The organism is Frigidibacter sp. RF13 (assembly GCF_026626305.1).
Taxonomy (GTDB): Bacteria; Pseudomonadota; Alphaproteobacteria; order Rhodobacterales; family Rhodobacteraceae; genus TMP-24.
Map to the genome: position 1 here is coordinate 215,239 of NZ_JAPNUE010000001.1, position 18,047 is coordinate 233,285.

Consider the following 18,047-nt stretch of genomic DNA (forward strand, 5'->3'; position numbering starts at 1 on the left):
CTCAGCCCCCCAGGAACGTACGGCGCACTTCGGGGTCGGCCATCAGGGCCTTGCCGGTGTCGGTATAGCGGTTGGCGCCCTGGACGAGCACATAGCCCTGATCGGCGATCTCCAAAGCCTGGCGGGCGTTCTGTTCGACCATCAGGATGGAAATGCCGGTGCGGGCGACCTCGATGATCCGGTCGAAGAGTTCGTCCATCACGATGGGCGAGACGCCCGCGGTGGGTTCGTCGAGCATGAGTAGCTTCGGCTGGGTCATGAGCGCGCGGCCGACCGCGACCTGCTGGCGCTGGCCGCCCGACAACTCGCCCGCAGCCTGCCGGCGCTTGTCCTTCAGGATCGGGAAGAGGTCATAGACCTGTTCCATCGTCGCGCGGAAATCGTCGCGGCGGATGAAGGCGCCCATTTCGAGGTTTTCCTCGACCGTCATCGAGGGGAAGACATTGTTGACCTGCGGCACGAAGCCCATGCCCTTTGCCACCCGGTCCTGCGGGGTGAGGTGGGTGATATCCTCGCCGTCGAGCTTCACATGGCCGCCGCGCAGCTTCAGCATGCCGAAGACCGCCTTCATCGCGGTCGACTTGCCCGCGCCGTTCGGGCCGACGATGACCGCGATCTGGCCCTTGTCGACCTTGAGCGTGCAGTCATGCAGGATGTCGGCGGCGCCATAGCCGCCCGTCATGTTCTCTGCCGCAAGAAAGCTCATGCTGCGCCCCCATGACCGGCTTCATCGCCCAGGCCGGGTTGGGCGCCGTGCCCTTCGTATTTCGCGGCCTCCGCCGCCGCCTCGGCCTTGACCTTGTTCTTCAGGCCGCGCCCCAGATAGGCCTCGATCACCGCCTCGTTCTCCATGATATGGGCGGCCGAGCCTGTGGCCAGAACCTTGCCCTCGGCCATCACGATGACCGGGTCGCAGAGGCGGCCGATGAAATCCATGTCATGCTCGATCACGCAGAATGTGTAGCCGCGTTCCTTGTTCAGCCGCACGATCGCGTCGCCAATCGTGTTGAGCAGCGTGCGGTTCACGCCTGCGCCGACCTCGTCAAGGAAGACGATCTTGGCCTCGACCATCATCGTGCGGCCAAGTTCCAGAAGCTTCTTCTGGCCGCCGGACAGGTTGCCGGCCTTTTCGTCGGCCAGATGGGAAATTGTCAAGAAATCAAGGACTTCATCGGCTTTCTTCGCAAGCGCGCGTTCCTCGTCGCGGATACGGGCGCGGTGAAACCAGCTGTTCCAGAGCGTCTCGCCTGACTGGCCGCCCGGCACCATCATCAGATTCTCGCGCACCGTCATCGAGGAAAATTCATGCGCGATCTGGAAGGTGCGCAGAAGGCCCTTGTGGAAGAGTTCATGCGGCGGCAGGCCGGTGATATCCTCGCCGTCCATCAGGACGCGGCCGGATGTCGGCTCATGGACCCCGGCGATCACGTTGAAGAGCGTGGATTTGCCCGCGCCGTTCGGGCCGATCAGCCCGGTGATCGAGCCCTTGGCGATTTCGATGGAGGCTCCGTCAACGGCGTGAAACCCGCCGAAATGCTTGTGCAGGTCCTCGACCACTATCATGCGCTTCCCCCGGGGTGCCCGCCTTTGGGGCCTGATGCCCCGGCAGGTCGTTATGCAGAAAGGCGGCCCGGAGGAACCGGGCCGCCTCAAAGATCAAGAGCGATCAGCGATACTTCACCGTTTCGATCTTGTTGTCCTTCACCTCGATCTCGCGGTAGTTGCCGGCCGATTCACCCGGTCCGATCAGTTCCACCGCCGAGCCGCCGACATAGTCGATGTCGCCGCCGCCATTGATGATCTCGAGCGCCTTCTTCAGTTCGCCCGGGTAGATCTTTTCGCCCGGCGCATTGGCCAGATCCATGATCTTGGGCGCGTAGTCGGCCGAGTTGGTGGAATTGGCCGCGGCCATGGCAAGCAGCATCAGCGCCGCCGCGTCATAGCTTTCCGGCGTATAGGGCGAAGAGACGTCGAACGCGCCGCCCGACATGTCGCCGAGCGTCTTGAGCCCCGGCGAATCGTTGCCCGGAACCTGGCCGAACGAACCGTTCAGACCTTCCGGCACGTTCTGGGTGAGCGTGTCGGAGATCATGCCGCCCGGCAGTTCGAAGAGCGAGAAGGCCCCGGTATCGACCGAGGCGCGCAGGATGCCCGAGCCGCCCTGGTCGACGTAGCCGGCAACGACGAGGATGTCGCCGCCTGCCGCCGCGAGGGCAGCGACTTCGGCCGAGTAGTCAGCCTTGCCGTCTTCATGAGCGGCCGAGATGGTGACCGTGCCGCCCTGAGCCTCGAAGCCCTTCTGGATCGCTTCGGCAAGGCCCTTGCCATAGTCGGAGTTCGAATAGGTGATGGCGGCCGACTTGATGCCGCGCTCGGCCATGATCATGCCGGCGATCTCGCCTTCGCGTGCGTCCGAGGGCGCGGTGCGGAAGAAGAGGCCATTGTCCTCTGCCGTCGAAAGCGCGGGCGAGGTCGCCGAGGGCGAGATCATCGCGATGCCATTCGGAACGGCAACGTTGGACAGGACGGCGCCGGTCACGCCCGAACAGTCGGCGCCGACAATCCCGGCAACCTTGTCCGAGGTGACAAGCTTTTCGGCCGCAGCGGTGGCGGCTGCGCTGTCGATGCAGGTCGAGTCGGCGCGGATGCTGGTGACGGTCGAGCCACCCATGAAGATGCCCGAATCCGACACTTCCTTCATCGCGGCTTCGGCAGCCGTCGCCATCGAACCGGTCAGCGATTCAATCGGGCCGGTGAAGCCGAGGAGAACGCCGATCTTGACTTCGTCCGCCGAAGCCACACCGGCAAAAAGTGCGCTCGCCGCCGTGGCAGCAAGAAGTTTTTTCATTTGATCACTCCCATGTTGGACCAATGTCCTGCGTCAGAACCTAATCCGGGATTCCCGAAAAGCAATCGGAATATCCCCCGGAACTTCCTTCCCTTGGCGGCACCTTGCAGTGCGCTTCAGTCATTTTTTATTTTGAACTTAAAATATCTGTGCGCCGAGATCAAGCGGGAAAATCGCAGGCCGTGCTCAGATGGAAAGACGCGTCGCGCCGGGTTTGCCGAAGCTGCCACGCTCGCGGTAGGGCGTGGTCTGGTAATGCGCGCGGTAACATTTGGAGAAGTGCGAGGGGCTGGCAAAGCCGCAGGCAAGCGCCACGTTGATCACGCTCATGTCGGTCTGCATCAAGAGGTTGCGGGCCTTCTGCAGGCGCAGTTCCATGTAATAGCGCTTGGGCGAGCGGTTGAGGTAGCGGCGGAACAGCCGTTCAAGCTGCCGGGTCGACATGCCGACATCATCTGCAAGCGTCGCCGGGCTGATCGGATCCTCGATATTGGCCTCCATGATCTGGATGACCTGGCTGAGCTTGGGGTGGCGCACGCCGATCCGGGTCGGCACCGACAGGCGCTGGGTGTCCTGATCGGTGCGGATCGAACTGTAGATAAGCTGGTCCGCGACCGAATTGGCCAGATCCTCGCCGTGGTCCTGGGCGATGATCTTCAGCATCAGGTCGAGCGAGGATGTGCCGCCCGCCGTGGTCATCCGGTTGCCGTCTATCACGAAGACCGATTTCGTCAGGCGGACCTCTTCGAATTCCTCGAGGAACGCATCCTGATTTTCCCAGTGGATGGTGGCCTTCTTGCCGTCGAGAAGCCCGGCCTTCGCCATCGTGTAGCTGCCGGTGCAGATGCCGCCGATGCTGACCCCGCGCCTTGCCTCGCGGCGCAGCCAGTTGAGCACGGGCTTGGTGGTAGCTTTCTGGACGTCGATCCCGCCGCAGACCAGAAGCGTATCCTCGCGGTCGATCTCTTCCAGCCCCATGTCGAGATGGAAGGAGGCGCCGTTCGAGCAGGAAACGTCGCGCCCGTTCTCACCTGCGAGGCGCCAGCTGTAGGCCGACTTGCCAAGCATACGGTTGGCAAGCCGCAGCGGTTCGATGGCGCCCGCGAAAGAGATCATGGTGAAGCGATCGAGAAGCAGGAAGACGAAACGGCGCGTTGGCACGCCGTCGCTCGTTTCCTTCTTGGCGCGCGAAGTGGCCACCTGCATAATGCGACCTGTTTCTGTCGTTTTGCGCACCTAACACCTGAACGGGTCCGCGCGCAAGGATGTTTCGCGGCGTTTGATGGTCGGTTTTCGATTATTTTATGCGGCTATCTGTTTGCGTCTCTTCCTGCCCGCCTCTATAAGGCAAGGCCGTTATCGCTAAAGAGAGATCGAGGGTTAAGATGACGAAGGGCTGGACCAAATCCGACTGGCGCACGAAGCCGCGGGTGCAGATGCCCGATTATCTGGATCAGGCCGGGTTGAAGGCGGTCGAGGCGACGCTTGCGAAGATGCCGCCTCTGGTCTTCGCGGGTGAGGCGCGCAAGCTGAAGCGGACGCTGGGTGAGGTGGCTGCGGGCCGGGCATTCCTGCTCCAGGGCGGCGATTGCGCGGAAAGCTTTGCCGAGTTTTCGGCCGACAATATTCGCGACACGTTCAAGGTCATCCTGCAGATGGCGATCGTGCTGACCTGGGGCGCGAAGGTTCCGGTCGTCAAGATCGGCCGCGTCGCGGGCCAGTTCGCCAAGCCGCGTTCGGCCCCGACCGAAGTGATGGGCGGCGTCGAATTGCCCTCCTACCGCGGCGATATCATCAACGGCTTCGACTTCACCGAAGCGGCGCGCGTGCCCGATCCGTCGCGCATGCTTCAGGCCTATACCCAGGCCGCCGCCTCGCTGAACCTGCTGCGCGCCTTTTCGACCGGGGGCTATGCCGATATCCACCGGGTGCAAAGCTGGATTTCGTCCTTCACCGACGAGGCGGACGCCAAGCGCTATCGCGAGATCGCGGTCCGCATTCAGGACGCGATGGATTTCATGGCCGCCGCAGGCGTCACCTCGGAAACCGCGCACGAACTGGGCACGGTCGATTTCTATACCAGCCACGAGGCGCTGCTGCTGGAATATGAAGAGGCGCTCTGCCGGATCGACTCCACCACCGGCCTGCCGGTCGCGGGCTCGGGCCACATGATCTGGATCGGTGACCGCACGCGGCAGCCCGACGGCGCGCATGTGGAGTTTTGCCGGGGCGTCCAGAACCCCATCGGGATGAAATGCGGACCGTCGACCAGCGCCGACGATCTGAAAGTGCTGATGGCAAGGCTCAACCCGGAGAACGAGGCCGGGCGCCTGACGCTGATCGCGCGTTTCGGCGCGGGCAAGGTCGGCGACCACCTGCCGCGCCTCATTCGTGCGGTGCAGGAGGAAGGCGCCAATGTCGTCTGGTCCTGCGACCCGATGCACGGCAACACGATCAAGTCGGCCTCGGGCTACAAGACCCGGCCGTTCGAAAGCGTCCTGCGCGAGGTGCGGGAGTTCTTCAGCGTCCACAAGGCCGAGGGCACGATCCCCGGCGGCGTGCATTTCGAGATGACCGGCAAGGATGTGACCGAATGCACCGGCGGCGTGCGCGCGGTGACCGACGAGGATCTGTCGGACCGCTATCACACGGCCTGTGATCCGCGTCTCAATGCCAGCCAATCACTGGAACTGGCCTTCCTTGTCGCCGAGGAACTGCAGGACCGCCGCGCCATCGCCCGCGCCGCCGGGATGTGAACCGGCACTGCGGTCCGAGCCTCCTCGAGCACTTCGTGCACTCGTCGGGCGCGCTCCGGCGAGGCGTGCATGAAATGCTCGACGAATCCTGCGGCGCGTGGGGCAGGGTCGGCTATTCGCCCGATTTCACCAGCCTCAGATGGCTGCGGTCGCGTCCCGGTCGGGGCACATAAGGGATCTGGCTTTCGGCAAAGCCACGGGCAAGTGCAGGTGGCGGGGCGGAGCGTTCGGTCGGGCGCCCTTCGACAATCGGTGTGACCCGCGCTGCCGATATATCGAACCGACGCGGCGCCCGGCCGATCAAGCCTTCAGCCACCAGACAGCCAAGCGCGCGGCTGATATCGCCAAGATCGCTTTGCAAAGGCAGAAGCACAAGCCGTGCCGTCAGTGGCGGGCGACCGAAGCCGGTTTCACCGGTCAGGTCCAGTTCCGCGATCTGCGGCAGGCGGAAGACGCCCTCGATCATCTCGGCCAGCTCGGCCCGGCCTCCAGGTGTGAAGAGCGCCGAGAAGGGCATGCCGCGCACCTCCATCCCCATCAGCTCGCTGAGCGCCTTCCCCGAGAGGCGGAAGCGCGCCACCTGCGGCGCGATCCGTTCAAGGATGAAGGCCTGTTCCAGCGCGCGTTCGATGCCGCGCGGGTCTATCTCTGAACGCAAGGGCACCCTGCGACCATTCCGCAGTGCCTCCCAATAGGCCCTCACTTCGGAAATCCGGGCGTACTGCATCTCGGTCCTGACATGCGCGAAGGGTACGATATTATCCTGATCCATGACCAATCCATGTGCCGTGCGGTATCTCGAATGCTCCGGTCCGCGTTGCCCAAGGAGTCAGGCTTTGTTAACCCTAGAACCGGAAAGATTACTCAAGTGTTAATCTACACAATTTTAGCGAGCATGGGGGCGCGAAAGTGTTAAATGGTTAAAGGCACGCTCAATTCGATGACCGGCTTTGCCGCCCGGCGCGGCGAAGGGGCGGGCGCAAGCTGGACCTGGGATATCCGGTCGGTGAACGGCAAGGGGTTCGATCTGCGCCTGCGCCTGCCGGACGGGATCGAGGGGCTGGAATCGGCGGTGCGTACTGCAGTCTCCGCCCGGGTCGCGCGCGGCAATGTCAGCGTCACCCTGCGCCTGACGCAGGAAGCGTCGGCCGATAGCTACAGAGTTAACGAACCCGCGCTGCATGCGGCGCTTGCCGCCCTTGGCCGGGCGGAGGCCGCAGCCCGTGCGGCGGGGTTCGAGACGCGCGCCCTGTCGCCCGCTGACATTCTGGGCGTGAAGGGCGTTCTCGACACGAATGGCGGCAACGAAGAACAGGCAAAGGTGCTGCCAGCGCTTCTCGCCGATCTGGATGGCGCGCTCGCAGATTTTGCCACGACACGCGCGCAGGAAGGTGCAGCGCTCGCCAGCGTTATTTCATCTCAGGCCGACCGGATTGCGACACTGGTCGGCGAAGCGGGCCGGGCGGCCGAGGCGCGGCGCCCACAGATGGAAGCGACCCTCGGCGAAAATCTTGCGCGCGTCCTCGCGGGCGCGGGCGAGGCCGACCCCAACCGCGTCGCGCAGGAATTGGCGCTGCTGGTGGTAAAGGCTGACGTGACCGAGGAACTGGACCGCCTGTCGGCCCATATCGTGGCAGCGCGGAAGCTTCTTGCCGACGGCGGCGCGGTCGGCAAAAGGTTCGACTTCCTGATGCAGGAATTCATGCGCGAGGCCAATACGCTCTGTTCGAAGTCCGGCAATGTCGAGCTGACGCGGATCGGACTTGACCTCAAGACCCTCATCGACCAGATGCGCGAACAGGTTCAGAACGTGGAATGACGATGCAGCGTCAGATGCAAAGACGGGGTCTCCTTCTTATCCTCTCGTCACCGTCGGGGGCGGGAAAGTCGACCCTGTCGAAACGGCTGATGGCCTGGGACACGACGTTGAAATTCTCGGTCTCGGCCACAACGCGTGCGCCGCGCCCGGGCGAGGTGGACGGTAAGGATTACTATTTCAAGGGCCGCGCCGAGTTCGAGGCGATGGCAGCCTCCGGCCAGATGCTCGAACATGCCGAGGTTTTCGGCAATCTTTATGGCTCGCCCCGTGCACCGGTGGAAGCGGCGATGAGCGAGGGCCGCGACACGCTTTTCGACATCGACTGGCAGGGCGGTCAGCAGATCAAGCAGGCAATGGCGAGCGATGTCGTTTCGATCTTCATCCTGCCGCCGTCGATTGCCGAACTGGAACGGCGCCTCAGGACACGCGGGCAGGACAGCGACGAGGTGATCCGCGGCCGGATGGCGAAAAGCGAGGCCGAGATCAGCCATTGGGCCGAATATGACTATGTGCTGATCAATGATGACCTCGACAAGGCCGAGGCGGAGCTTAAGACCATCGTCACCGCCGAGCGGCTGCGCCGCGACCGTCAACCCGGCCTGTCGGAGTTCGTACGCGGTCTGAACCGGGAGTTCGATACCAGATGATCTATGCGCTTGACGGTATCCGCCCCGAGATCGGCCGCGATGTCTGGATCGCGCCGGCCGCCCATGTGATCGGCAAGGTGGCGCTGGAGGATGAGGTCGGCATCTGGTTCGGCGTCACGATCAGGGGCGACAACGAGCTGATCCGCATCGGACGCGGGTCGAACGTGCAGGAAAACTGCGTGCTTCATACCGACATGGGCTTTCCTCTGACCGTGGGCGCCGATTGCACCATCGGCCACAAGGCGATGCTGCATGGCTGCACCATCGGCGACGGGACGCTGATAGGCATGGGGGCGACGATCCTCAACGGCGCGGTGATCGGGTCTGGCTGCCTGATTGGCGCGGGCGCTCTGGTGACCGAGGGCAAGCATATCCCCGACGGCAGTCTGGTGATGGGCGCGCCGGGCCGGGTGGTGCGCGAACTGGACGCGGAGGTGCGCGCGCGGCTTCTGAAATCGGCCGAAGGCTACCGCACCAATGCCCGCCGCTTCGCGGCCGGCCTGCGCGACATCTGACGCGGCGGCGGCCCGGGCCGCTCGTCGAGCCCTTGCGTGCTCTCCTCGCTGGAAATGCGCCTTACGAACCGTCCTATGGTGTGAGCCGCGTGATCCCGGTCGCGGCCGCGCGCGCGAGCGCGGGGTCAAGCGACATGGGTACATAATCGCCGCGCCGCCATAGCTCGCTCAGATCGTCGTAATGGCGCGAAAGTGGATGGCCCGACTGGCCGGTCGAGATGATGAAGACTGAACTGTCGGGATCGGCGAAATCATAGACCCCGCGGTAGACCGGGCCGTTCATGTTCAGGAATGGCTCGGCAGGGTCGAGACCCATCATGCCGCGCATCAGCGTATGATCGCCGCCCGAGGTTGATTGCCTGAGATTGACGATCCAGCCGAGGAACGGCGCGAGGCCGAGCGTCGGGTGATCCTGCCGCGCCTCGTGCGCATCGCCCCAGCGCCAGCTTTCGATCTTCGACCCGTAGCGGCCTGTCAGGTCGAGAAGCGCATCGTCAAGCGCCAGCCGAGCGATATCGGTGCAGCTTTCTACCGGCGCCGATTGCATCACATCGCACCAGCGCGCCGCCCCGCCCACATCCTTGTAGACCCGCTCGATGAAAAGCGGCTCCACCCGGTGGAAGGCGTCGGCCAGGGGCCCGAGTTCGTCGCGGATGAGCCGCATCTGAAGCGCCTGCGACCAGGCGGCATAGATCAAGGGCTCTGGCAGATGTTCGTTCATGTCGCCGTCCCAGGCGGCGAGGAGGTCGAGCGCCTTCTGCCGCAGGCGTTCGGGCGTCCCTTCGGGCGCCGCCTCGCCGGTGAACCACAGGTCGCGGCCGATGAGCGGCAGGATGGTGCGGGCGTCGGTGGCATTGGTGTCGAGCTGCGCCGCGATGAAGCTTTCGCGGCTGTGGACCTCGCGTTCCTGCATCAGCCTTGTCCAGCGCTGGACCCGCTGGCTGTCGCCCCAGTCGAAGCTGACATGGTTCGGGAAGTACAGGTCGACAAGCTTGCCGTTCGTGGTGCCTACGATCCCGCCCGCCGGGTCGAGGAAACGGGGATTGTCGGCGGCGGGCAGGCGGCCCGCCCAGCGGTTCGTTGTGACCCAGCCGGGAGAGGGCAGGCGGCCCTGCGACTGGCTATGCGCGTCGCGCGCCGGTAGCACACCGAAAAGCGCCATGCCGACACGGGACTTTTCAGCGAGTGTCACGGTCAGCGCGGGTGCGATCTGCTGTGCGCCCGCCGTCAGCGCCGCATTGATGGTCTTTGCCCGCATCAAGGCTATGGCCGCGCTCATCGACGTGTCGGCGTCTGAAAGGCCGGTCCAGCCAAGCGCCATTACATGGCCTTTCGGCGTCACCGATTGCAGATCGTAATGACTGCCGGGCAGCACAGGGCCATTTGCCGACCAGCGGAGCGTCAACGTGATCGGTGCGGCGTCCTTGACGGTGACGATGGTCTTCTTAGTCTCGAACGGCGCCCAGCCTTCTGGCGTGCGGTAGCGGGAGGCGTCCGCCGGGTCCAGTTCTTCAAGGAACAAGTCCTGGTCATCCGCGTAAGAGGCCGCGATACCCCAGCCGAAAGCCTCGTTCCGCCCGGCGAGGATCGCGGGAACGCCGGGGATGGTGGCGCCGATGACGCCGCCCGAGGCAAGCTCCAGCCGGGCGAGATAGAAGGGCGCGGGCGCAGTGAAGGCCATGTGGGGATCGTTGGCAAGAAGCGCCCCGCCAGCGGCCGCCCGTCCGGGCGCCGCCGCCCAGGCGTTCGAGGCGCCTGCAATGTCGCGTGGCCGCATCGCCAGAAGCGGATCGCGCGCCTCGTCATCGCCCGCATAGTGCAGCGCCGGATCCGGCAGAAGGCCGGGCGCAAGTGCCGCATAGGGGGGCAGGGCCGCGACCGGTGGGCCGGGCACGGCAGGCATCAGATCGTCGGCCCAATCGGCCGACAGAAGCGACAGGCGCGCGCGCATGACCTCGTTTTGCAGTTGCGAGGTTTCCTGAAAGGCGAACAGCTTCATGAGCGCGATCGAATCTGCGGGCTGCCAGACGGCGATCTCGGCGGGGAAGAGGAAAAGTTCCGGTGCGCCGCGCCCGCGCGCCTCGCTGTTCACTGTCTCGATCCAGGCGTTCACCCCGCGCGCATAGGCGTCGAGCGCGACCCGTGTCGCATCGTCCTGCGCCGTGACCGACTTTACGGCCAGCCCGTAAAGATCGAGCCGTCGCATCAGCTCGTCGCTCTTCACCGTCCGTTCGCCGAAAACCTCCGAGAGCCGCCCCTGCACCGTCCAGCGCGCCACCAGCATCTGCCAGAGCCGGTCCTGCGCATGGGCGTAACCGAGGGCGAAGAAAGTATCGGCATCGGTTTCGCCGAAGATATGCGGCACATCAGCCGTATCGCGCACGATCTCGACCGGTGCCGTGATGCCGGCCACCGTGCGCGCCTCGTCATAGTCCGGCAGCGAGCGTGAGGCGAAATAATAACCGCCCGTCGCGGCGAGGATCACCGCGAAGATCATCAGGGCGACAAGGCGGACGAGCCAGCGGAAGACAGAAACCATGGAAACCGGCCGGTTTGAGTGCAGCGCCCGAACCGGCGGGGTTGACGGAAGGGGCAGGGCGGTTAACTACGGCGTTTGAGGCCGATGCGCAATCGGGCGCGGCCACAGGATGGGAAGGACGGCGCGCAATGGCCAGGGTTGCATTCCTCGGGCTCGGGGTCATGGGCTTTCCGATGGCGGGGCATCTTATGGCCAAAGGCCATGAGGTGACGGTCTGGAACCGCACCGGAGCCAAGGCGGACGCCTGGGTGGCCAAGCATGGTGGCCGGGCGGCACCCACGGCGCGCGCGGCGGCCGAGGGCGCGGAGTTCGTGATGGCCTGCGTCGGCAATGACGATGACCTACGCGCGGTCTGCACCGGCGCGGACGGCGCCTTCGCCGGAATGGCGACGGGCGCGATCTTCGTCGATCACACCACCGTATCTGCCGCCGTGACACGGGAGCTGGCGGGCACTGCTGCCTCCCATGGCCTCGGCTTCGTCGACGCGCCGGTTTCGGGCGGACAGGCGGGGGCGGAAAACGGTGTCCTTTCCGTGATGTGTGGCGGCGACGAGGCCGAATATGCGCGCGCAGAGCCGGTGATTGCCGCCTATGCGAGGATCTGCCGCCGCCTCGGCCCCTCGGGCGCGGGCCAGTTGGCCAAGATGGTCAACCAGATCTGTATCGCAGGCCTCGTCCAGGGCCTCTCCGAGGGCCTTCACTTCGCCGAAAGGGCCGGGCTCGACATTGAGGAACTGGTCGAGGTAATCAGTCAGGGCGCAGCAGGCAGCTGGCAGATGGTCAACCGCCACAAGACGATGAAGCAGGGCAAGTTCGACTATGGCTTCGCCGTCGACTGGATGCGCAAGGACCTCGACATCTGTCTTCGCACAGCCGAAGAGAACGGCGCAAGCCTTCCGGTCACGGCCCTGATCGACCAGTTCTACAAGGATGTGCAGAAGCTTGGCGGCGGTCGTTGGGACACATCAAGCCTGATCGCGCGGCTTCGCGCGATCGGCTGACCGGACTCATATTCCGTCGGCCCCACTTCCGTTCACAAATATCCTCGGGAGAGCGCGAGAGGGCAGAAAGCCCGCTCGCTCCGCCATTCAGGGAATGATCCGCGTATATTTGGTGCCCTTGAGGGACACGCCCGCGATGATACCCGCCTGTCCGAAGACATAGGCGATGACCGGGGCGGTCGCGGTCGCGGTGCTGAGGCCGGCACTTTTGCCGCCATCGGGGAAAGCATATTGAACATCTGCGCCAGCGGTCCATCCGGGCGATGCACGGAAAGTCGCCAGCGCGTCGGGCGTCATGAACAACAGCACATGCGCATATTGCTGAGCACCGGCCTGCAGCCCCCAACTCGCCTGCGCGGCCGTGTAGTAATCCACCGTGACATCGTTGATCCTGAGCGCGCCGCGCCCGTAGGCGCCGCCAAAGATGAAGCCTGCTTCGGTCACGAGCGGCATGTAAAGGATGCCCTGTGCACGGCTCATATTCGCCGCTGCATCAGGGAAATTCGTGCGCATATAGTCGCGCGTCGCATCAACGCGCGCGTCGATCGTCGCACCGCCCTTGCTGCCCACGCCATTGCCGCAAGAGGCGAGGCCCAGGGCCGCGCCGCCCAGTATGAGTTCGCGTCGAGAAAATTTCATCATGCTCGTGCCCACCTGTTGTCATTGTCCCGCGCGGGTCCCTTAAGGGCGCTGACGGGATGTGCGAAAAGTATAAGCTACCGCAGGCGGCCTGTCACCCCGGGCGGGGTACCAAGCTCAACGACCGGCCAACATCCGCGCGGCCTCGGGCGCGAAGTAAGTGAGGATGCCGTCACAACCCGCACGGCGGAAAGCGAGAAGGCTTTCAAGGATCACCTCCTCCTTCACCCAGCCATTCAGGATCGCGCCCTTCAGCATCGCATATTCGCCCGACACCTGATAGGCGAAGGTCGGTGCGCCGAAGGCGTCCTTCACCTCGCGGCAGATATCGAGATAGGGCATGCCGGGCTTGACCATCACCATGTCCGCGCCTTCATCAAGGTCGCGACCGACAAGGCGCAGCGCCTCGGCGCGGTTGGCCGGGTCCATCTGATAGGTCTTCTTGTCGCCCTTGAGCGCGCCGGACGCCCCCACCGCATCGCGGAACGGGCCGTAGAAGGCGGACGCATATTTGGCGGCATAGGAAAGGATCGCCACATCCTTGTGACCCGCCGCCTCCAATGCCATGCGGATCGCCCCGATCCGGCCATCCATCATGTCGGACGGCCCGAGGATGTCAGCGCCGCTTTCGGCCTGCGCCAGCGCCATGCGCACCAGGGCCTCGACCGTCTCGTCATTCAGGATCACGCCGTCGCGCACCAACCCGTCATGGCCGTTGGCGTTATAGGGGTCGAGTGCCACATCCGTCATCACCGCAACTTCGGGCACCGCCGCCTTGATCGCCCGGATCGCCCGGTTGGTCAGATTGTCCGCGTTCCAGGCCTCGGCACAGGCTTCGGTCTTCAGCGCCGGGTCGGTATAGGGAAAGAGACAGACAGCGGGAATGCCAAGCCGCGCCGCCTCGGCCGCCGCGTGGACGGCACCGTCAATGGTCAGGCGGCGGACGCCCGGCATCGAAGGCACCTCGACATCGGCACCCGGCACGTCAGTGATGAACAGGGGCCAGATGAAGTCAGCCACCGACAATCTTGTTTCCGACACGAGTGAGCGCAGGGCACCTGTCAGGCGCAGGCGACGGAAACGATGGGACATCTGAAGACCGGTCACGGGCGACACTCCTTCACTCAGGGCTGCAGCTTTCCCCTTCCGCTGCCACGCTTTTTCCGCGATCACAAGGGTGGAAACCGTCGGAGGGCGCGGTTAGCATCCCGCCAACGGGCGCCGCCCGGTCCTTCGAGGGGAGATTCGCTTGAAACTGACGCAGCTTCTGCTCGATCTCATCGACCTGCGCTCGTTCTCCAATCTCTGGTACTGGATCGCCCTCGCCGTCACCTGGTCCACCGCCTCGCACTGGGTGCTTGGTATTCCGTTCGACATGGTGATCCGCGCGCGGCGGCAGGGTGGCGCGGCGATGGACGACCTGGTGGCACTCGCCCGGATCAACATCAACCGTATCCAGTTCATTGTTCGCGAGGCCGGGACCGTGCTCTCGGCCCTCGCGGCCTGCATCCATACGACCCTCGCGCTTCTCGGCTTCTGGTATGGGGTGGAATTCTGCCAGGCGGTGTTCCTTCTGCTGTTCCCGGTTACCATCGTTGGTATCTTCACCGCGCGCACCGCGCGGCGCATCCGTGACGAGGGGGGCGATGGAGAGCAACTGTGCCACAGGCTGCACTGGCACCGGATTCTCGTCCAGGCCATCGGCGTTCTGGCGATTACCATCACCGCGGCCTGGGGGATGCTGGTCAATTTCAACGTCTCTCCGCTTGGCTGAGAGGAACCAGCCGCTACGGCTTGACACGACCGCCGGGGCGGATAGGTCAGGCGCATGACGACCCCCGGCCAGATCACCCTTTCCGGCGCGCCCGAAGGTTTCGACGCCCGCCTTCTCGCCCGCGAGCTCGAGCGCGGCGCGACGGTCCTTTTCGTTGCCCGCGACGACAAGAGGATGGAGGCGATGCGGGCAGCCCTTGCCTTCTTCGCGCCTGCTGCCCCCGTCCTGACCTTCCCGGCCTGGGACTGCCTGCCCTATGACCGCGTTTCGCCCAATGCCGACATAGCCGCGGCCCGGATGGCGGCGCTCGCGACGCTCGCGCGCGGGCTAGCCGCACCGGTCGTGCTGCTGACCACGCTCAATGCCGCGACCCAGCGCCTGCCGGCGCGCGCGGTCGTGCGCGAGGCCGCTTTCGCGGCGAAGGTCGGCAGCAGGATCGACGAGGCGGGCCTGCGCGCCTATCTCGTCCGTATGGGCTTCTCGCCAACCTCGACCGTGTCGGAGCCCGGCGATTATGCCGTGCGCGGCGGCATCATCGACATCTATCCGCCGGGGCAGGGCGGGCCGGTGCGGCTCGACCTTTTCGGCGACGTGCTTGACGGCGCGCGCCGGTTCGACGCGGCGAGCCAACGCACCATCGAAAAGCTGGACCGGATCGAACTGGCGCCGGTTTCCGAAGTGATCCTCGACGAGGCGGCGATCACCCGTTTCCGCCAGAATTACCGGATCGAGTTTGGCGCGGCGGGCACTGACGATCCCTTGTACGAGGCGGTAAGCGCGGGGCGCAAGCACGCGGGGATGGAACATTGGTTGCCCTATTTCCATGAGGAGTTGGAGACGCTCTTCGACTACCTCCCCGGCGCGTCGGTCATGCTCGACGATCAGCTGACGCCAGCGCGGCTTTCCCGCTGGGAGGGGATCGAGGACCAGTATGACAGCCGCGCCGAGGCGCTGAAGCGTAAAGACCGGGTCGATACGATCTACAAGCCCTGTCCGCCGCATCTTCTCTATCTGGATGACAAGGGCTGGAGCGACGCCATCGCCGGCCTCCGCACCATCCAGCTCGTCGCGCTGCCGCAACCGACCGGCCCGGGCTTTCTGGACGCGGGCGGGCGTATCGGCCGCAATTTCGCACCCGAACGGCAGCTGGAAAATGTCAGCCTTTTCGGTGCCTTGTCGGATCATCTGAAAGCGCGGCTGAAGGAGGGACAGGTTGTCGTTGCCTCTTACTCCGAAGGGGCGCGCGAGCGGCTGAAGGGCCTTTTGGAGGACGAGGGCGTCAAGGGCGCGCATCTTGTTCGTGACATCCGCGAGGTGCCCGATGGCAAGGGCGCGCTGCATCTGGCCGTCTGGGCACTGGAACACGGGTTCGAGGCCTCTGGCCTGACCGTGATCTCGGAACAGGACGTGCTGGGCGACCGACTGATCCGGGGCGCGAAGAAACGACGGCGGGCCGAGAACTTCCTGACCGAGGCGCAATCTTTGTCGCCCGGCGATCTGGTCGTCCATGTCGAACATGGCGTCGGCCGCTACAAGGGTCTTGAAACCATCACGGCACTTGGCGCGCCGCATGAATGCGTGCATCTGGAGTATGCCGAGGGCGCGCGGCTTTACCTGCCGGTCGAGAATATCGAGCTTCTGAGCCGCTATGGCCATGAGGAGGGGCTGCTCGACAAGCTTGGCGGCGGGGCATGGCAGGCCAAGAAGGCCAAGCTCAAGGAACGAATCCGACAGATCGCCGAACGGCTGATGCGGGTGGCGGCCGAACGCGCGCTGCGCCAGGCGCCGATCCTTGAGGCGCCGCACCATGAATGGGACACGTTCGCCGCGCGCTTCCCATATCAGGAAACCGACGATCAGCTGGCCGCAATTGGTGATGTGATCGCCGATCTGGAGGCCGGGTCGCCGATGGACCGGCTGATTGTCGGCGACGTGGGCTTCGGCAAGACCGAGGTGGCTATGCGCGCGGCATTCGTCGCCGCCATGTCCGGGGTGCAGGTTGCGGTCATCGCGCCGACGACGCTGCTCGCCCGCCAGCATTTCAAGACTTTCGCCGAACGGTTCCGGGGGACGGCGATCACGGTCCGCCCACTGTCGCGCTTTGTCTCTGCGCGCGACGCCGCCCTGACGCGTGACGGGCTTGCCGATGGCACGGTCGATATAGTGATCGGCACCCATGCGGTCCTGGCCAAGGCGGTGAAGTTCCGCAACCTCGGGCTTCTGGTGATCGACGAGGAACAGCATTTCGGCGTGCAGCACAAGGAACGGCTGAAGGAGATGCGGTCGGAGATCCACGTCCTGACCCTGACCGCGACGCCCATTCCGCGCACGCTGCAACTGTCGCTGACCGGCGTGCGGGATCTGTCGATCATCGGCACACCGCCCGTCGACCGGCTGGCGATCCGCACCTATGTCAGCGAGTTCGACGCGGTGACGATCCGCGAGGCGCTTTTGCGCGAACGCTATCGCGGCGGGCAGTCCTTTTATGTGGTGCCGCGCATCGCCGACCTGCCCGCGATCGAGGACTTCCTGAAGAACCATGTGCCGGAAGTCAGCTATATCGTCGCCCACGGCCAGCTGGCGGCGGGCGACCTCGATGAGCGGATGAACGAGTTCTACGACGGCAAATATGACGTGCTGCTGGCCACGACCATCGTGGAAAGTGGCCTCGACATTCCCACCGCGAACACGATGATCGTCCATCGTGCCGACATGTTCGGCCTTTCCCAGCTGTATCAGATCAGGGGACGGGTCGGGCGTGCCAAGACTCGCGCCTATGCCTATCTGACCACCAAGCCCCGCGCGCCGCTGACGCCTGCGGCGCAGAAACGGCTCCGGCTGCTCGGGTCGCTCGACAGTCTCGGCGCGGGCTTTTCGCTGGCAAGCCAGGACCTTGACCTGCGTGGCGCGGGGAACCTTCTGGGTGAGGAGCAGTCCGGCCATATCCGCGAGGTCGGATACGAGCTTTACCAGGCGATGCTGGAAGAGACGATTGCGAAGCTGAAGTCGGGCGAGTTGCAGGGGGCGGATGCCGACGACGGGCAATGGGCGCCGCAGATCAATCTTGGCGTGCCGGTGTTGATCCCCGAGGATTATGTGCCCGACCTCGACGTACGGCTCGGCCTCTACCGGCGCCTGTCGCATCTGACCACGAAGGCAGAGCTTGAGGGCTTCGCCGCGGAACTGATCGACCGGTTCGGCGCGCTGCCGCGCGAGGTGAACACGCTTCTTCTGGTCGTGCGGATCAAGGGCACCTGCAAGCGGGCGGGCATAGCGAAGCTCGACGCCGGGCCCAAGGGGATTACCGTGCAATTCCACAATGACAAGTTTGCCAATCCGGCGGGGTTGGTCGAGTTCTTGCAAGCTCAGGGCGGGGCGGCGCGGGTCAAGGACAACAAGATTGTTGTCGCTGGCGATTTCCCGCGTGAGGGCGAGCGGATCAAGGCCGCCTTCGGCGTGGCGCGCGATCTGGCAGAGAAGGTGGCCGCGGCGAAAAAAGCGGGCTGAGA

The 18,047-nt window shown here is 64.8% G+C and carries 15 protein-coding genes; 7 read left to right on the forward strand and 8 right to left on the reverse strand.

Going from position 1 to position 18,047, the window contains the following annotated elements; translation table 11 throughout:
• Position 1 precedes the first annotated feature (1 nt).
• The 4 genes from OU426_RS01035 to OU426_RS01050 all read right to left on the reverse strand — a co-directional run bounded on the left by OU426_RS01035 (position 2) and on the right by OU426_RS01050 (position 4,054).
• On the reverse strand, positions 2 to 706 hold the full coding sequence (locus tag OU426_RS01035; protein WP_267631987.1) for an ABC transporter ATP-binding protein: 705 nt from the start codon (positions 704 to 706) through the stop codon (positions 2 to 4).
• On the reverse strand, positions 703 to 1,563 hold the full coding sequence (locus OU426_RS01040) for an ABC transporter ATP-binding protein (protein WP_267631988.1): 861 nt from the start codon (positions 1,561 to 1,563) through the stop codon (positions 703 to 705). Before OU426_RS01040 ends, OU426_RS01035 begins: the two co-directional genes overlap by 4 nt.
• Before the next feature lie 103 nt (positions 1,564 to 1,666).
• A complete protein-coding gene (locus OU426_RS01045; protein ID WP_267631989.1) occupies positions 1,667 to 2,848 on the reverse strand; it encodes an ABC transporter substrate-binding protein in 1,182 nt (393 codons plus the stop codon).
• A gap of 186 nt (positions 2,849 to 3,034) precedes the next feature.
• Entirely contained in the window at positions 3,035 to 4,054 is a 1,020-nt protein-coding gene (locus OU426_RS01050; RefSeq protein WP_267631991.1) for a GlxA family transcriptional regulator, read from the reverse strand.
• 179 nt (positions 4,055 to 4,233) lie between these two features.
• Between OU426_RS01050 and OU426_RS01055 the strand changes: the two genes are divergently transcribed.
• Positions 4,234 to 5,604, forward strand: a complete 1,371-nt coding sequence (locus tag OU426_RS01055) for a class II 3-deoxy-7-phosphoheptulonate synthase (protein ID WP_267631993.1) — start codon at positions 4,234 to 4,236, stop codon at positions 5,602 to 5,604.
• 112 nt (positions 5,605 to 5,716) lie between these two features.
• Here the strand turns inward: OU426_RS01055 and OU426_RS01060 are convergent, their stop codons facing one another.
• A complete protein-coding gene (locus OU426_RS01060; protein WP_267631994.1) occupies positions 5,717 to 6,376 on the reverse strand; it encodes a PAS domain-containing protein in 660 nt (219 codons plus the stop codon).
• 144 nt (positions 6,377 to 6,520) lie between these two features.
• Here OU426_RS01060 and OU426_RS01065 point away from each other — a divergent pair, with 144 nt between their 5' ends.
• From OU426_RS01065 to OU426_RS01075, 3 genes are read left to right on the forward strand one after another with little or no spacing between them, the layout of a single operon-like run.
• A complete protein-coding gene (locus tag OU426_RS01065; RefSeq protein ID WP_267631995.1) occupies positions 6,521 to 7,423 on the forward strand; it encodes a YicC/YloC family endoribonuclease in 903 nt (300 codons plus the stop codon).
• A gap of 14 nt (positions 7,424 to 7,437) precedes the next feature.
• Positions 7,438 to 8,070 (forward strand): guanylate kinase, encoded by a 633-nt coding sequence (gmk, locus tag OU426_RS01070; protein ID WP_267631996.1) that lies wholly within the window; start codon positions 7,438 to 7,440, stop codon positions 8,068 to 8,070.
• Positions 8,067 to 8,585 (forward strand): gamma carbonic anhydrase family protein, encoded by a 519-nt coding sequence (locus tag OU426_RS01075; RefSeq protein WP_267631998.1) that lies wholly within the window; start codon positions 8,067 to 8,069, stop codon positions 8,583 to 8,585. The genes gmk and OU426_RS01075 overlap by 4 nt, the downstream gene beginning before the upstream one ends.
• A gap of 73 nt (positions 8,586 to 8,658) precedes the next feature.
• Here the strand turns inward: OU426_RS01075 and OU426_RS01080 are convergent, their stop codons facing one another.
• The gene (locus tag OU426_RS01080; RefSeq protein ID WP_267632000.1) at positions 8,659 to 11,124 is read right to left on the reverse strand and encodes a penicillin acylase family protein; all 2,466 of its coding nucleotides are present in this window, start codon (positions 11,122 to 11,124) and stop codon (positions 8,659 to 8,661) included.
• Between the two features lie 128 nt (positions 11,125 to 11,252).
• Between OU426_RS01080 and OU426_RS01085 the strand changes: the two genes are divergently transcribed.
• Positions 11,253 to 12,125: an NAD(P)-dependent oxidoreductase gene (locus tag OU426_RS01085; RefSeq protein WP_267632002.1), complete on the forward strand. Its 873-nt coding sequence runs from the start codon at positions 11,253 to 11,255 to the stop codon at positions 12,123 to 12,125.
• Between the two features lie 87 nt (positions 12,126 to 12,212).
• Here OU426_RS01085 and OU426_RS01090 read toward each other — a convergent pair whose 3' ends face one another.
• Both OU426_RS01090 and hemB read right to left on the reverse strand, forming a co-directional pair.
• On the reverse strand, positions 12,213 to 12,767 hold the full coding sequence (locus OU426_RS01090) for a lipid-binding SYLF domain-containing protein (RefSeq protein ID WP_267632003.1): 555 nt from the start codon (positions 12,765 to 12,767) through the stop codon (positions 12,213 to 12,215).
• Between the two features lie 114 nt (positions 12,768 to 12,881).
• Positions 12,882 to 13,856, reverse strand: coding sequence for a porphobilinogen synthase (hemB, locus tag OU426_RS01095; protein ID WP_267632885.1), 975 nt, complete (start codon positions 13,854 to 13,856; stop codon positions 12,882 to 12,884).
• 157 nt (positions 13,857 to 14,013) lie between these two features.
• On the opposite strand from hemB, the gene OU426_RS01100 reads away from it, so the two are divergent.
• The gene (locus tag OU426_RS01100; protein WP_267632004.1) at positions 14,014 to 14,538 is read left to right on the forward strand and encodes a component of SufBCD complex; all 525 of its coding nucleotides are present in this window, start codon (positions 14,014 to 14,016) and stop codon (positions 14,536 to 14,538) included.
• Between the two features lie 54 nt (positions 14,539 to 14,592).
• Positions 14,593 to 18,045 (forward strand): transcription-repair coupling factor, encoded by a 3,453-nt coding sequence (gene mfd, locus OU426_RS01105; RefSeq protein ID WP_267632005.1) that lies wholly within the window; start codon positions 14,593 to 14,595, stop codon positions 18,043 to 18,045.
• The last annotated feature ends 2 nt before the right edge of the window (positions 18,046 to 18,047 follow it).

Bases quoted from the DNA above. Each gene is read 5' to 3' on its own strand.
- OU426_RS01035 (WP_267631987.1), bottom strand. From the start codon at position 706: ATGAGCTTTCTTGCGGCAGAGAACATGACGGGCGGCTATGGCGCCGCC.
- OU426_RS01040 (WP_267631988.1), bottom strand. From the start codon at position 1,563: ATGATAGTGGTCGAGGACCTGCACAAGCATTTCGGCGGGTTTCACGCC.
- OU426_RS01045 (WP_267631989.1), bottom strand. From the start codon at position 2,848: ATGAAAAAACTTCTTGCTGCCACGGCGGCGAGCGCACTTTTTGCCGGT.
- OU426_RS01050 (WP_267631991.1), bottom strand. From the start codon at position 4,054: ATGCAGGTGGCCACTTCGCGCGCCAAGAAGGAAACGAGCGACGGCGTG.
- OU426_RS01055 (WP_267631993.1), top strand. From the start codon at position 4,234: ATGACGAAGGGCTGGACCAAATCCGACTGGCGCACGAAGCCGCGGGTG.
- OU426_RS01060 (WP_267631994.1), bottom strand. From the start codon at position 6,376: ATGGATCAGGATAATATCGTACCCTTCGCGCATGTCAGGACCGAGATG.
- OU426_RS01065 (WP_267631995.1), top strand. From the start codon at position 6,521: ATGGTTAAAGGCACGCTCAATTCGATGACCGGCTTTGCCGCCCGGCGC.
- gmk (WP_267631996.1), top strand. From the start codon at position 7,438: ATGCAAAGACGGGGTCTCCTTCTTATCCTCTCGTCACCGTCGGGGGCG.
- OU426_RS01075 (WP_267631998.1), top strand. From the start codon at position 8,067: ATGATCTATGCGCTTGACGGTATCCGCCCCGAGATCGGCCGCGATGTC.
- OU426_RS01080 (WP_267632000.1), bottom strand. From the start codon at position 11,124: ATGGTTTCTGTCTTCCGCTGGCTCGTCCGCCTTGTCGCCCTGATGATC.
- OU426_RS01085 (WP_267632002.1), top strand. From the start codon at position 11,253: ATGGCCAGGGTTGCATTCCTCGGGCTCGGGGTCATGGGCTTTCCGATG.
- OU426_RS01090 (WP_267632003.1), bottom strand. From the start codon at position 12,767: ATGATGAAATTTTCTCGACGCGAACTCATACTGGGCGGCGCGGCCCTG.
- hemB (WP_267632885.1), bottom strand. From the start codon at position 13,856: ATGTCCCATCGTTTCCGTCGCCTGCGCCTGACAGGTGCCCTGCGCTCA.
- mfd (WP_267632005.1), top strand. From the start codon at position 14,593: ATGACGACCCCCGGCCAGATCACCCTTTCCGGCGCGCCCGAAGGTTTC.